Annotated in this window: 12 protein-coding genes and 1 pseudogene; 9 read left to right on the forward strand and 4 right to left on the reverse strand. The window is 45.6% G+C overall.

Annotated elements, in window-relative coordinates; all coding sequences use genetic code 11:
- Positions 1-122: 122 nt before the first annotated feature.
- Positions 123-521, forward strand: a pseudogene (locus ACFPYJ_RS08420) (zinc-binding dehydrogenase); the annotation flags it as partial.
- Between the two features lie 362 nt (positions 522-883).
- Here the strand turns inward: ACFPYJ_RS08420 and ACFPYJ_RS08425 are convergent.
- Positions 884-1,138 carry a helix-turn-helix domain-containing protein gene (locus ACFPYJ_RS08425; protein ID WP_379187739.1) on the reverse strand — a complete coding sequence of 85 codons (255 nt, stop codon included), beginning with the start codon at positions 1,136-1,138 and terminating at the stop codon, positions 884-886.
- Between the two features lie 784 nt (positions 1,139-1,922).
- On the opposite strand from ACFPYJ_RS08425, the gene ACFPYJ_RS08430 reads away from it, so the two are divergent.
- The 4 genes from ACFPYJ_RS08430 to ACFPYJ_RS08445 all read left to right on the forward strand — a co-directional run bounded on the left by ACFPYJ_RS08430 (position 1,923) and on the right by ACFPYJ_RS08445 (position 5,615).
- Positions 1,923-2,108: a hypothetical protein gene (locus tag ACFPYJ_RS08430; RefSeq protein ID WP_379187653.1), complete on the forward strand. Its 186-nt coding sequence runs from the start codon at positions 1,923-1,925 to the stop codon at positions 2,106-2,108.
- Positions 2,109-2,255: 147 nt separating this feature from the next.
- Positions 2,256-3,104 carry a discoidin domain-containing protein gene (locus ACFPYJ_RS08435; RefSeq protein ID WP_379187654.1) on the forward strand — a complete coding sequence of 283 codons (849 nt, stop codon included), beginning with the start codon at positions 2,256-2,258 and terminating at the stop codon, positions 3,102-3,104.
- 170 nt (positions 3,105-3,274) lie between these two features.
- Positions 3,275-4,786 carry a discoidin domain-containing protein gene (locus ACFPYJ_RS08440; protein WP_379187655.1) on the forward strand — a complete coding sequence of 504 codons (1,512 nt, stop codon included), beginning with the start codon at positions 3,275-3,277 and terminating at the stop codon, positions 4,784-4,786.
- A gap of 397 nt (positions 4,787-5,183) precedes the next feature.
- Positions 5,184-5,615, forward strand: coding sequence for a helix-turn-helix domain-containing protein (locus tag ACFPYJ_RS08445; RefSeq protein ID WP_379187656.1), 432 nt, complete (start codon positions 5,184-5,186; stop codon positions 5,613-5,615).
- Between the two features lie 562 nt (positions 5,616-6,177).
- On the opposite strand, the gene ACFPYJ_RS08450 is transcribed toward ACFPYJ_RS08445, so the two are convergent.
- From ACFPYJ_RS08450 to ACFPYJ_RS08460, 3 genes are all read right to left on the reverse strand, one after another.
- Positions 6,178-6,708, reverse strand: a complete 531-nt coding sequence (locus tag ACFPYJ_RS08450; RefSeq protein ID WP_379187657.1) for a hypothetical protein — start codon at positions 6,706-6,708, stop codon at positions 6,178-6,180.
- 226 nt (positions 6,709-6,934) lie between these two features.
- Positions 6,935-7,102: an SDR family NAD(P)-dependent oxidoreductase gene (locus ACFPYJ_RS08455; RefSeq protein ID WP_379187658.1), complete on the reverse strand. Its 168-nt coding sequence runs from the start codon at positions 7,100-7,102 to the stop codon at positions 6,935-6,937.
- Between the two features lie 115 nt (positions 7,103-7,217).
- Positions 7,218-8,204 (reverse strand): LacI family DNA-binding transcriptional regulator, encoded by a 987-nt coding sequence (locus tag ACFPYJ_RS08460; RefSeq protein ID WP_379187659.1) that lies wholly within the window; start codon positions 8,202-8,204, stop codon positions 7,218-7,220.
- A gap of 381 nt (positions 8,205-8,585) precedes the next feature.
- Here ACFPYJ_RS08460 and ACFPYJ_RS08465 point away from each other — a divergent pair, with 381 nt between their 5' ends.
- The 4 genes from ACFPYJ_RS08465 to ACFPYJ_RS08480 all read left to right on the forward strand — a co-directional run bounded on the left by ACFPYJ_RS08465 (position 8,586) and on the right by ACFPYJ_RS08480 (position 14,436).
- Positions 8,586-9,902 (forward strand): ABC transporter substrate-binding protein, encoded by a 1,317-nt coding sequence (locus tag ACFPYJ_RS08465; RefSeq protein ID WP_379187660.1) that lies wholly within the window; start codon positions 8,586-8,588, stop codon positions 9,900-9,902.
- 79 nt (positions 9,903-9,981) lie between these two features.
- Positions 9,982-10,869, forward strand: coding sequence for a carbohydrate ABC transporter permease (locus ACFPYJ_RS08470; protein ID WP_379187661.1), 888 nt, complete (start codon positions 9,982-9,984; stop codon positions 10,867-10,869).
- Between the two features lie 33 nt (positions 10,870-10,902).
- Positions 10,903-11,781, forward strand: a complete 879-nt coding sequence (locus tag ACFPYJ_RS08475; RefSeq protein WP_379187662.1) for a carbohydrate ABC transporter permease — start codon at positions 10,903-10,905, stop codon at positions 11,779-11,781.
- A 36-nt stretch (positions 11,782-11,817) separates the two neighbouring features.
- Positions 11,818-14,436: a GH116 family glycosyl-hydrolase gene (locus tag ACFPYJ_RS08480; RefSeq protein ID WP_379187663.1), complete on the forward strand. Its 2,619-nt coding sequence runs from the start codon at positions 11,818-11,820 to the stop codon at positions 14,434-14,436.
- The last annotated feature ends 11 nt before the right edge of the window (positions 14,437-14,447 follow it).

The following is a 14,447-nucleotide window of genomic DNA, read 5'->3' on the forward strand; positions in this document are numbered from 1 at the left end:
CCCCAATGCCCAGCCCCTTGTCGAGCCATTGAGCGAGCGCGAGTTAAGGACAATGAAGTACGGATAAGAATAGTTGCGACAACAGTAACAGCCGGGGACTGTCGAGTCCGAAGTTTCACACAGCCGATAAGGTAATCGATTACACGAGAGAGGATGCCACCAAAAGAGGTGAGACCTACGATATTATTTTCGACACGGTGGGCAAGAGTTCGTTTTCAGGTTGTAAAAGCTTGCTCAAGAAACAAGGATCCTATCTCTTAGCTGTCATGTCGCTGTCAAATGTGATTCGAGGGCTATGGACATCTATAACGAGCAGCAAGAAAGTTATAGCCGGGATGTCCAATGAAAGAATGGAAGACTTAATTTTCCTCAAAGAGCTTATTGAAGCGGGAATGATCAAATCGGTCATTGACAGGCGCTATCCCTTGGAACAAATCGCCGAAGCTCACAGGTATGTTGAAAAAGGACATAAAAAAGGGAATGTCGTCATCACTTTGGATCATATTAGCCGCAATTCATGAGATGAATTGCCGCAGGGCTTGTTCCCAAGGCTGGGAAGCAAGCCCTAAGTTTCAAGCTTCCTATCGTTTAACGATGAAGCTGATGGGAACACACGGTCTGATTAGAGGTGAAATGCAAAAAAATGTAATCGAAGTGACAAGTTTCGTTACTCGGGAGACAGAGACAATTAATTTGGATACGAATTTGGCATGACATGTCAAATCCACCAACACAAAAAGAAGCGAGCCATTTAAAAGAGGATCAGTTCTTTTTACATTTTTGCATGAGGACATTCAAGATGAATCACCTTAGCTAATGATTACGATCCCCGCTTCGTTATCGACATTCTCCAAACCTTTTGGCTTTTCAATTCCTAGGTTTTTTATGCCATTTTACTATCCCGGAACTGTTTTGGAGTTAACCGCATTATTTTTTTGAACGAGGCAAAAAAGTAGCTTTTTGTGATGAAGCCAGAACGATCCATAATTCCCGCCATCGTCAAATCTATGGACGTAAGCAGCTTTTTTACAAGTACTACTTTTTCTTCCAATCGGAAGACGGTCATGTCTGTGACCTCTCGAAATGCTTGACGAAGGTAACTAACTGAAAAAGAGAGGTGTTCGGCGATTCGTTCCACGCCCAATTGCGGGACTGCCAAGGTCTAAGCTTTCCGCAGCGATATCCTTTTCATGCAGCAATTCCTCTGGCTTAAATGTTCGGTACGGGTTAAATCCCGTTGATCCCGAATAGAGGAATGCAAATGTTCCACATTTTCTAATATTGTATCAAGACCATGGTCTATCAATCTCAATTCACTATTGGAAAGAAAAAAGGAGATAAATTTATTTTTACTTGCTACCGTGTCACGATCGTTATCAGGAACTGTGCATATTTACTTCAGACGGCCAACGAATTTTGGGAGGACCTTCTCTCGAGCTGGACCAGGCAATCGATCTGAGCTTCCGCTCTAATCCAAATAATAAAAACGTTCTTAAAATCAATAGAAACCGATGGTAACGAATACTTAAACAATCTCTCCTTAAAGGCATGGATATGCTGTGTAATATAACCGTAATCATTGGCGTAATACACATTCCAATTGGATTTTAAGATTGCCGTGTAAAGGGTTTGACGATCGGCGCCGTAAAAGGCTAATGATGGTTTTTATCGGGATTACCGATGGAAATATATGAACAAACATTATAGAGAGGGTGTCAAAATGAGGCTCCAAAGACAGGACCCGGAAACGATTCAGTCACACTGAAAATTGTAGTTCCTGGCACAAAGATTTCAAATTACGATTAAATAAAAGCTGCAGTTGAGAATAAGCTCGCTGCAGACGGACAAAATACATTTTGTTTATGTGGATTGGTCCGATCTGGATCAGAAAACGAAAGTCATGCTGGCTTCTGGCGACCGGCATGGACGAAAGATCAAATGAAGCAAGCTGGAGAAAACGCAGAGCTGGAGTCCGTTCGTTCGCGAATTTTATCGCTATTCCGAAAGCAAGCAAAAATAAAGAACGCGCTATGATGTTTCTCGACTGGGTAAACGCCAATGAAGAAAATTATACGTTGGTCGAACACGGGGTGGAGGGGACGGATTGAAGTAAGGTTGGCGAATCAAAGTTTAAGCAGCTTGTACCCGGTCAGGATCTGAATGGAGGTGGACTTGCCTCATTGCAGCTTAGTCTGGAAGGACACTGTTGAATTGAAATTGCTGTCCTCGGTTCAAAATATAAAGGAGATAATATTATGAGTAGGTTGATTAATTTCAGAATAGTAAGGGTGGCTTCTCTGTTTTTCACGATGATCTTTATTCTTGGGCTTGTTACGACTGAGAAAACGGCAAACGCGTACACCTACAATGTAGTTCCAACGACAGAATGGGATGGAGTATTCAACAACACCGGTCATATGGGAGACGGATTTCAGTGGATGCCAATCGGAGTGAAGAACCGCCAGGGATTAGGAACATCAACAACGAAATCCGCAATGATTTTCAATGATTCAAGAGTTTATGTTGGAGGAGCCTGGTCTAGTTGGATAAGCAGTACTGCAGGCACGTATACAGGCATAGCTGCCAATACAGCCAATGTTGCTTGGAAATATGGCACAGGTGGCGCAGGTGGGAATTATAACAGTATGTGGACTCCTTATAATGCAGACAGCGGAAAAGTAGGGACAGTAGCATGGAATTTAGTCAATAATTACGGCATGAGCGGCCTGAGGGCGTCGACTGACACGCATGATAACGATAAAAACAAAATGTATAAAAGCGCTTCAAACCCATCAGTCGCCAATTCCTATATAATCATTGACTTGTTTGCGACAAAAAGCTTGGGCAGCATGTACTTATGGAACTATAACGAAGCGCTCGTAACAAACGCCGGCCTGAAAAATTTCAAAGTCTTTACTTCCACGGATGGGACAACCTATACCCAGTACGGCGCCACCTACCAGATTACCCAGGCAGGAGGTACCGCAGCCCAAGCCAATAACGGTTCCATATCCTTTGCAGGGACAAGAGCGCGTTATGTAAAGATTACGTGGAAGCCAACTGTTGGAGACGGCAACTGGGGCAACGCAAACATTACGGCCTAAGTGCAGTGCGTATCTATGATAACTCCGGCAGTAAGCTATTTGGCAATGCCTCAGCGGGGTCAGAAGGAGATGTAACGAATATTAATCCAAATTTTTGGAATCTTGGATCAATCATTATAGACAACTATCTTTACTTTATGGCACAAGATGCTGCCACATGCTGTACGCCAATGAAAAGTACGACTATGCAGATGCTTCGATACAAGATTACGAATGGCGCGGTGGATTGGAGCAGTTACAAGGCTGTTGATTTCCCGTTGATGTACTATCCGAATGTACCGTCAGGATACACCCGCAACCCGGATGACGCGAAGATTAATGTGGGTGGCGCTGATCGTTATGATCAAGTTAGTTTTGGAACGATGGCGTTCTGGGATGATGATGATGGATATGTGTATGCCGTTGGCAAGAAAATGAGATATACGTATGGCGCTTGGGATGAAACAGGGGACTATAATATGTCGAGGGTTCCACGTGCCCAGTTTGCGGATTTCAATGCATGGACATTTTGGAACGGTTCCGCTTGGACGAAAAATTATGAGCAGTCGGTAACATTAAACTTTGCTAACATAGGCAATATGCCTTCCATGTTTAAAGCAAGCGGCGGGCAGTTGAACGGTAAATATGTGATGGTGTACATGGACGGTTTAAGTGCAGCTACGTATTTCAAGGTTGCCGACAGTCCCTCAGGACCTTGGGGAGCAAGCAACTTGCTTCTGGCTAAACCAAGCGGATCACCTTCATTAGCTTATAATTCAGCGGCGGTCCCGTTCATATCTAAAGCCGGTGAGTTCTATTTCTACTACATCGAGGATTCTAAATACCTCAGATGGTTTAAATATACGGAATCTGCTGAAGGCGCCGGCACAAATGTGGCATTAAACAAGACTGCAACGGGAAGCGGCACTCCATGTAGTACGGGTCAAGAACCAGCAAAAGGGGTAGACGGGTTGACAACAACCAAGTGGTGTGGAAATAATTCCGGCGACAAATGGCTCAAAGTGGATCTCGGTGCGAGCTACAATATTTCCAGATGGGTGGTTAAGCACGCGGGAGCAGGAGGCGAACAAATAAGCTATAACACAAATACTTTCAAACTACAGCAAAGTGCGGATGGAAACACCAACTGGACTGACGTCGATTCGGTAACGGGCAATACATCCAACGTGACCTCCAGAAATGTAACTCCATTTTATGCAAGGTATGTAAGGTTGTACATTACCAACGCAGGATCAGATGGCGTTGCAAGAATATATGAGTTTGAGGTAGATAAGGCGAATTTGGCGTATAAGAAGACTGCAACGGGAAGCGCTACATGTGCTACGGGTCAAGAACCAGTAAAGGCAGTGGACGGAATCGTCACAACTAGTAAATGGTGTGGAAATAATGTCGGCGACAAGTGGCTCAAAGTGGATCTCGGGTCGAACTATAATATAACCAAATGGGTAGTCAAGCATGCGGGAGCAGGAGGCGAACCAACGAGCTATAACACCAGTGCTTTCAAACTGCAGAAGAGTGTGGATGGAAGCACCAACTGGATTGACGTCGACTCGGTGACAGGTAATACGGCAAACATAACCGATCGAAATGTAACCCTATTTAATTCCAGGTATGTAAGGTTGTATATTACCAACGGGGGTTCAGATAACGTTGCGAGGATATATGAGTTTGAAACATACTAGCTATTCTCTCCGTTATTTGGACTGACCCGGACCCTGATGTGCGTGGGGAAGATCCTGAGCACTGCAGCTGACTTTAACAAACGGCGGCCCGCTTAAACTCCGTCAATAATCATTCAAGTCCACGATACATGTCGTGGACTTTTTTATTGGATTAGCTAGGGAAGATGAACCTTTCTGGGCTGCCCGCGTTGAAATCCCTCGTGGCGATCTTAAGCTAAGTTTGTTCCGAGCTTCCTTACTTTTTCCAGCCATTTGGCGCGTAACTCTACCGAGGACGGTTTAACCGGTCCAATCTCGGTAATACGTACAGGAGTGATTCCGCAGAACTGCAGGATGTTACGTTTCATTACGCTGTGGCCGGCGCGCTTGTATATCCACGAGAGACAATTTTCTTCGCATGAGCAAGGAAGTGCTGAACTATCCGGTTTTGTATTCGGATTCAAAGCTGCTGGGCGTGTTTGAGACCCTTGCGAAGGAAACAAGAGATGAAATCATTCCGTCCAAATTGTTTTCAGATCAAGTTTTTCTGTGGATGAAAAAATGCATTCCATCTTTTTTCCCGACCTTGCAGCAAACGGCTGAATCCTTTAGAACGAGCACGAGAACACTTCAGAATAAACTGAAGGAAGAGAACACTTCTTACAATGATCTATCTATCCGCGTGCGAAAGGAATTAGCAGTGGGCTACTTAAGCAAAAGGGAGTATTCGATTGGAGATATCGCCTATGTACTGCATTTTTCGGAGCCAAGTGCGTTTCAGAGCGCGTTTAAGAAGTGGACGGGATATACGCCGGGGCAATATCGGGCAAAAATAAGGCAGGAGGATTAGTTAGCTGACCCAAGGTATCGAAATGTTAAAACCTGCAATTGAGAGATTTCTCTCTTTAGCGGGTTTTAATTTTTTGCCGGTTTTTTCGGTTTTCGTCCTCCGCTGCCTGAAGCTACTCTTGCGGAGCTGATCCGCGGCGTCATTGAGGATACGAATGAGACGATACGAATGAGAGGGTTTAGGTCCCTTCCATTATCAGATACTTGCTGCACCTTGGTCTATACTGGAATTCGTACAGTTAAAATGACGGTCATCCGCTTGAAAGTGCCTCTATACTGCAATCGATACAGTTAAATCGTCCCATATGAGCCTGTTGGAGCTCAATTGGGCTTTTGCAAGTGGATATTTCCAGTATAGCGATCGTTTGAACATCTAAAGCTCGAAATAGCTGTAATTATCCAGTATAGATGCGTTTCCCCCCACCACGCGATGGGGGCTGCGCGCGGTGCAGAAAGTAAGCCTCGAATCCGACACACGACAAACTATTCACACAAGTGTATGACAGGTTGCCCAAGTCACTTTGTTACGATTCGAGGGCAGCCGGCTGTTGTCTGTTGGATATTCAAACCGACAAATATCGGATCAATCCTAATATTGCAAAGCAGAACAAAACCGTACCGGCGCCAATGCCTGTAATCGCGCTGCTCGCTACCTGCAGTTTGGGAGCTGCAAATACCGCAATGATCGAGATTGCAACCAGAAGTGCCGCCAGAATATATAAGCTGGGATCTTCAAAAACGCTTTTTAAGCCGATAAAATGAATGCCTACAATAAAAGCTATCCAAGGTGCCATATATGCTTTGCGCTTCCATTTAATCAATAGAAAAGCACCTGCACCCGCCAAAACAAATTCAGTATAAACATAAATTAAATAATTCCTGAATGCAGCCGCGTCTGACAAAGCGGAAGGTTCATCCCAGTTCTTCACGCTTAAGTAAACGCCAAGCAAGCATACTAGAAGAGCAGCACCAGAAGCGATGCCGATGTATTTGCGCCAGCTTGCTCTGGGGTTTTCCTGTGCCCAGCCGAACCAACAAAAACTAAACATGCCGAATATAGATGCGTACATGACGTAATCGCGAATATATTCCATTTCATCACCCCTCAAGTTATTGGAGATCCATCCCAACATTTGCTTTTCTACCATATCATGGATATGGGAGGGAATCCACTGAGGACGAGTCTATCAATACGCTCGACAGTTAATAATCAACGGGTTACACGCTGCAAGAGCGCAATGGTTCTGTGCTCTAAACTCCATATAAAAATCCGTAACTATTAAAAGTCACGGATTTTATTCACCTTAAGCAGGAGCGAGCTCATGGGGAGAGTAGGCTCACCCCATACTTGTTGGTCAGCTCACTAAGTTCCTCCGAAGTTTGTCTTGCAGCAGCAGCAACTTTAGCGCCGGATTTGGCCAGTGCTGCTGCAGCAGCAAGCCCGATTCCGCGGCTTGCGCCTGTCACGATCGCAACCTTACCTTCCAAGCATGTACGTTTCTCTGTTTCTGCTTTGTCCTTTTACATTAAAGGACGCAAAAATAACCCCTTGCATGAGAAGGGGTTATTAATCGTTAAAATTAATTGATTCAAGAAGTGGATGTTAAAGAGAATCGCGATCGATGATGGTGTAACCAACGTTAGTGCGAAGAGGAATATCTTTCCCTTTTATATTCTCGATTAACAGTTCAGCTGATCTTCTCCCGATTTCATCGACATTAAAGTCGATCGTGGTGAGCGGCGGGTTTACGTAATTCAGAATATCGATGTTGTCGAAGCCCATGACTCCCACATGTTCAGGCACCCTTATTTTATGCGTTTTTAGAAACCTCAATATATCAAGAGCATAAATATCGCTGCTGCACAGTATCGCGGGTTTGTCTTCTGCTTCGTTGACTAATCGTTTGATAGTCATGAGATAATCACGATCGGTAATAACATGATAACGAATATCTGTCAGTGCTTTGCAAGCCTCAAGAAACCCCTTGTGTCTTTGCTCCGGAACGTATATATTTTCTTTGCCCTTGTTGCGCAATGGGGGGCTTACATAAATGAAGGTGCGGTAACCCCTAGAGACGATATGGCTGACAGCCTCCTTGATGGCTTGTTTATCATCGATCCAGACAAAGGGGAACCTGGCGGAAAGCCGATTGCCGAACGATAAAATAGGGACATTGGATCTATTCAGGAAGGATTCGAACTTGGTGCCCTTGTTAATCGGAGACAAGGCGATACCGTCGACTTTACGGTCCAACAGGCTGTTAATATATTCAATTTCCAGCTCTTTATCTTTATTGGAGAGAACGAGGTAAATGAAGTATCCTTGTTTTCTTGCTTCCGCCTCGAAGGAGTGGAAGAGTTGGGAGAAAATCCGGTTATGAATATCAAACAGAACGATTCCTAACGTTTTGGTTTCGCCTTTCACAAGGCTTTGAGCCAAAAAGTGAGGACGATATCCAAGCTCTTCGGCTACCTTCATGATTTTCTGACGTGTTTCCGCACTGATTCCCGGCCGGTTGTTAAGCGCGCGATCAACCGTTCCTCGGGTTACTCCGCATATTTCCGCGATTTGTTTACTGGTTACTTTCATTATGCTCAAGGAACCCCCGATATTATGGCCTACACGATAATCGTATAATAGATAGGGCGCAAGGTCAATCCGTTCATGTGCACGATAATCGAATAATCAAGAAAATTGAAGTTTCATGGTCGAAAATTAAACGTTTACAAAATAAAATCAGACTGATACAATGAAATCGTTCACGTGAACGGTGATCATGCTTCTGGAATAGTGTCAGCGGTGTATCCATGGGCTTGTACTGCAAATCTATATTTTTTTACGTTCTCCGTTCACGTGAACGGAGAACAACTCCTCATGAATTCGAATGCATAAAGGTGGGTTCACCCTTGTATTTCCGCTGTATGAATGGCGAGGGTTCAAGCATTATTAATTCGAGGACGGTGTTCAATTTTGAGAAAAACAGTCATGTTGTGCTTCATTTGGGTATTGTGTTTTAGTCTTGCAGCATGCAGCTCTTCAAATTCCCCAAACAACTCCAACCCTTCAAATTCCTCAAACTCCTCCCAGGATAATCAAGCTGTCGGCTCCAACGATGAGAAGGCTGAGTTAACGCTTGTATGGGGGAAAGGCGATGCTTCCGACGCACAGCTTAAGGATATCCTGACAGAATTTAATAAGCTGTACCCTAACATTAAGGTAAAGCGAATCGAAGTGGTCAACAGCTCCTGGGGAGATTATTTCAATAAAATCCAAACGATGATTGCAGGGGGCAATCCTCCTGATGTGATCCGGGTCGCAATTGAAGGGATCCAGATGTTCGCCAAACAGGATTTGCTGCTTCCGCTGGACGAATATATGGCGGCGGATCCTGATGCGCTCGATAATTATGATGACATTCATCCCAAGCTCCAAAGTCCATTTATCGTCGACGGCAAGACCTACGGTTTCGTGTGGGACTGGAACAATGTAGTCATGCACTTTAATACTGACAAATTGAAAGAGGCTGGCCTTACCGTTCCGGAAAAAAACTGGACTAAGGATGATTTTCTCACCTACGCGCAAAAGCTGACCACAGAAAAAGATGGCAAGAAAACGTATGGCTTTGCGATTCCGAACTATTATTTCGGCGCATCGGCATGGTTGTTTAATAACGAAGCAAGCGTTCTGGATGATGCCATGACGACCAGCAAGCTTGATGATCCGAATGCGATCGAGATGATGCAGTTTTTCCAGGATTTAATTTACAAATACAAAGTGGCTCCGGTGCCGAATCCGAAGGATGACCAAATTCAAATGCTCATGAGCGGTCAAATCGCCATGATGGCCGCCAGGAAATGGCCGTTTTCCACGTACGCCAAAAACAAATTTAACGCCATTGACGTACAATTCCTGCCGACCTTTAAAACGAATAAAGTCATTTTCGGATCGGGTGCGTTTCCAGTGCTGAAGTCCACGAAATATCCGGATGCAGCGTACAAACTGTCCGCATTTTTGGGTGGTGTCTATTCCCAGAAAACAACCTTATCCGATGCCTCAATTCCGACGAGAAAATCCGTTATGAACGAAGTGCTGCCGAAGACGCCGGCTGCTAACTGGAAGATTTATGCGGAAAGCGCGGATATTTCCAAAGCAGTGGAAGCGCCTGTTCAGTATGCGGAGATTGAATCGATCTTCATGCGTAATATGTCGCTCATCCTCTCCAACCAGTCCGATGCGGCGAGCGCAATGAAGAAAGCGAAAGAGGAAATTGACAAGATCTTAAAATAGTTACTGAATTTTACGGATGCTGCAGCCGGCTTCGGCCCGCTGCGGCGATTCGTTTCTCTCTAGGAGGTATCGGTAAAACGTGAACAAGAAAACAAAAGATACCATCGTGGGTTACCTTTTCTTAGCGCCGGCTTTACTGTTATTTCTCGTATTTATCGCCGAACCGGTGGTTGCTTCTGTCATTCTCAGCTTTACCAAATATAATGTGATCACGCCTTATCAATTTATAGGATTGGACAACTTCAGGCAGTTCTTCGAAGACGATCGGCTTGGTCTGGTGTACTGGAATACGTTCAAATTTATGCTGATCCTAACTCCGCTCCATGTCATTATGGGTCTGCTCCTCGCACTTGCCGTGCAGCGAAAGATCGCGAAGGGCTGGAAGTACTTTTACCGCACCGTGTTTTATTTTCCGGTCCTTGCGACTTCCGCAGCCGTCGCGGTGGCTTGGTCATTTATTTACAATAAGGATTTTGGAATCATGAACTATTTTCTGAGCTTGTTCGGGATAGAAGCCATACCGTGGATGCAGTCTCCGAACTGGGTATATTTAGCGGTTGCTGTTTATAGCTTTTGGAAATTCATCGGAAATGCATTTCTCTATTATTTTATCGGTCTGCAGAATATTCCGGAAACGCTCTATGAAGCTGCCGAGATTGATGGAGCCGACAAGGTACAGCGGTTTTTCAATATTACGCTTCCCATGCTCTCCCCGATGTTGTTTTTCGTGCTGGTTACGACCTTAATCGGTACGACGCAAATCTTCGACGAGCCGTACTTGATCACGGGCGGCGGTCCGGGCGATGCTTCCCGTTCCGTAAACATGTACATTTACGAAATCGCGTTTCAGCATCACGAAATGGGCTTTGCATCGACGGTGTCCATCAGTCTGTTTCTCGGAATCTTGTCAATAACGGCCCTTCAATTTGCTTTCAGCAAGAAGTGGGTTTCCTACGATCAAGAGTAATGACTGACGTGTTCTTATGGAGGTGTTGCGAAGATGAACAGTGAAGTTGAAGCCGCCGGAGTATTTACGGTTAAACGCATCCGTACTTCGCGCAAAGGAGCGCTGGGCTTCATTCTGGACGGCTTTCTTATCGTACTATCTTTTTTAATGCTTTCCCCATTTCTATGGATTGTCTCTACATCCTTGCGGCTGCCGAAGGATTCATTTTCCCTGCCGCCGGCTATTTTCCCGACTGCGTTTAACTTTTCCAATTATGCGCAGGTGTTTCAGCAGGTGCCTTTTACGGCGTTCATTGCAAACAGCCTGAAGGTTTCCCTGATTATCGTCGTCGGTCACATCTTTATTTCCAGTATGGCGGCGTTTGCTTTTTCCCGTATTTCGTTTCCGGGAAGAAACATGATTTTCATTGTTTTTCTCGCGGGTTTGATGATTCCAGGGCAAGTCACGATTATTCCGCAGTTCATTTTTATTTCCAAACTTCATCTCGTGGATACCCATTGGGCGCTCATCCTGCCAGCGTTGATTAATCCGCTCGGTATTTTTCTGATTCGCCAAATGATGATGACGATTTCATCTACTTACGATGAGGCCGCTTATATGGACGGCGCCAGCCGAATGTGGGTTTTCTTGAAAGTGACGCTGCCAATGGTCTTCCCGGCGGTGGCCGTTACGTCGGTGATGACCTTTATTTCGAACTGGAACGACTTCTTCCGGCCGTTGATCTTCTTGAATACCTTCGAGAAAATGACGCTGCCCGTCGGAATGACCGTGCTGAACGGAACCTTCGGATCGGGAAATTTATCCGCGATTCTGGCCGGTGTTGCTCTATCGCTTGTCGTTCCCTTGTTATTTTATATCTTCGGACAAAAATATCTCGTGGACGGAATAACGGCAGGCGGCTTGAAAATGTAAATCTGCCTCATAATCGATAACTGGGAGGAAATGCGAGTGACCACTCAAACCATGAATGAGCTGTACAAAATGGAGAAGAGCTTCACCTATGCCGGAAGAAAGACGAATGAGATTTCCTTTCCGCTTGGCGGTATTGGATCAGGAAGCATCGGCCTTGCAGGGAATGGGCGTTTAATCGACTGGGAAATATTCAACCGTCCGAATAAGAACAGCTATAACGGTTTTTCCTTCTTTGCGATTAAGGCTGAGCATAAGGGGGAAGTCCGGGTCGCCAAAGTATTGAACGGGGATCTGCATCCTCAATATACAGGACGCGGCAGCGGAAAGTTCAGAGGCTTCGGTTTCGGTGTCGAGAGGGAGAGCCTTGCCGGATTCCCTCACTTTACGTCAACCGAATTCAAAGGAGAGTTCCCTTTTGCGGAGATTCAATTTATAGATGACCAAGTTCCTTTGAAAGTGAAGCTGACGGCATTCAATCCGCTGATTCCGCTTAATGATAAGGATTCATCCATCCCCGCAGCCATCTTTACCTATGAAGTGGTGAATTCGTCCCATGAAGAGCTTGATATCAGCCTAGTCGGCAATCTATCGAATCCCTTTACGAAGGAAGCAAGGAATGATTTCGCAGATTATGGCGCGTGCAAAGGGATCAAGCTAGCTTCCACCTATCATAAGCCGGAGGACCCGGAATTCGGAGATCTTACGCTAAGCACGGATTCAGAGGATGTAAGCTATCAAACCTATTGGTACCGCGGTGGATGGTTTGATAATCTCACCGTATTCTGGAAGGAGTTTGCCGCTGCCGGAAGAGTGAGGGAACGAAACTATAATTTGATGAAGGAGAACGCCGCAGCTGCGACCTATAATCGAAACGACGTTTGCCTGTTAAGCAGCCATAAAACGCTGGCTCCAGGCGAAAAAGGCGAGTTTCGATTTATGATTACCTGGAATTTCCCTAATTACGTTAACTTTTGGAATCCGGGAGAATGCGGGGATGGTGATCGATGCGCGCTGCCAAGCTGGAAAAACTATTACGCTGCGCTTTTCGAAGATTCAACCAAATCAGCGGCCTACGTATGGGATAATTATGGAAGGCTGCACCGGGAGTCACTCTCTTATAAAGAAACGTTGTTTAACTCCACAATGCCCGATGATGTGATCGATGCGATATCCAGCAATATCTCTATTCTTAAATCTCCTACTTGCGCGAGACTTACAGATGGAACGCTGTATGGATTCGAGGGCTGTCACGCACACGAAGGCTCATGTGAAGGCACATGCACGCATGTATGGAACTATGAGCAGGTAACACCGTTCCTTTTCCCGGCGCTCGCCCGTTCCATCATTGACGCGAGGTACAAAGCAACCATGTATGACAACGGAAAGATGGCCTTCCGAATGATGCTGCCGATTGAAAGAACGCTTAAGGATACGTCGGACTGCGCAGGGCCGGAAAGAGCCGCGGCGGACGGGCAGATGGGCACGATCATTAAAGTATATCGGGAATGGAAGATATCCGGTGACACGGCATGGCTGAGGTCTATTTGGCAGAAAGTGAAGAAGTCGCTTGAATTTGCGTGGGATCCGGCGAATTCGGATTGGTGGGATAAGGATTGCGACGGTGTCATGGAAGGCGTTCAGCATCATACGCTAGACGTGGAAATCTACGGACCGAATTCCTATATCAGCGGATTATATCAAGGCGCATTGCTCTGTGCATCCGAAATGGCGGAAGCGCTGGGCGACGAGTCAGGCAAGAAATACATGGATTTATATGAAAAGGGCCGCAAATGGGTAGACGAGAATCTATTTAATGGGGAGTATTTCCACCAGTTAATCGATCTCCAGGACGGTAGATTTCCAATTGATCCTGAACTGGGGGAAATCAAATATCAAATCGGTGAAGGCTGCCATATCGATCAGGTATTAGGGCAATGGCATGCTCATGTTGTCGGTCTCGGGTATATTTTTGAGCGGGATAAAGTGAAGAAGGCGCTTGAATCGATTTATAAATATAACTTTATAGAGACGATACGCGACTATCCGAACGCCTGCAGAATCTATGCTCTCAATGACGAGAGAGGGCTGCTTATCTCCACTTGGCCCAAAGGCAATAGTCCGAAGGTTCCGGTGCCATATGCGGATGAAACGATGCACGGATTCGAATATCAGGCTGCCTGCCATATGATTTATGAAGGATTAACGGATAAGGGGCTAACCGTTGTGAAGTCGATTCGGGACCGTTATGACGGTGAGAGAAGGAATCCCTGGAATGAAATCGAATGCGGAAGCAACTATGCGAGATCGATGGCTTCTTACTCTTTATTGCTCGCTCTGAGCGGATTTGAGTTTGATACGCTCCGGAAGCATATTGGATTCAATCCCAAAATCAATCAAGAGCAGTTCAGCAGCTTCTGGTCGCTCCATCTGGCTTGGGGAAATTTCACGCATGAGAACGGGAATATCCGTTTGGACGTGAAATACGGTTCGTTAGAGCTCAGCAGCTTCCAAAGCGACTTGCTGGACGGAAAGGAGTTAGTGGAGGTTTATCTGGATAACAGCCGGGTGGCTGTGACGCGAAACGGGAGATCAATCCTATTCGCTGATGCAGTTCGACTGGAGGCTGGAAGCGGATTACGAATGGTATTGAACTAGTGCTGCGGCTT

It is taken from the genome of Paenibacillus solisilvae, assembly GCF_042656405.1.
Lineage (GTDB): Bacteria > Bacillota > Bacilli > Paenibacillales > Paenibacillaceae > Paenibacillus_Z > Paenibacillus_Z solisilvae.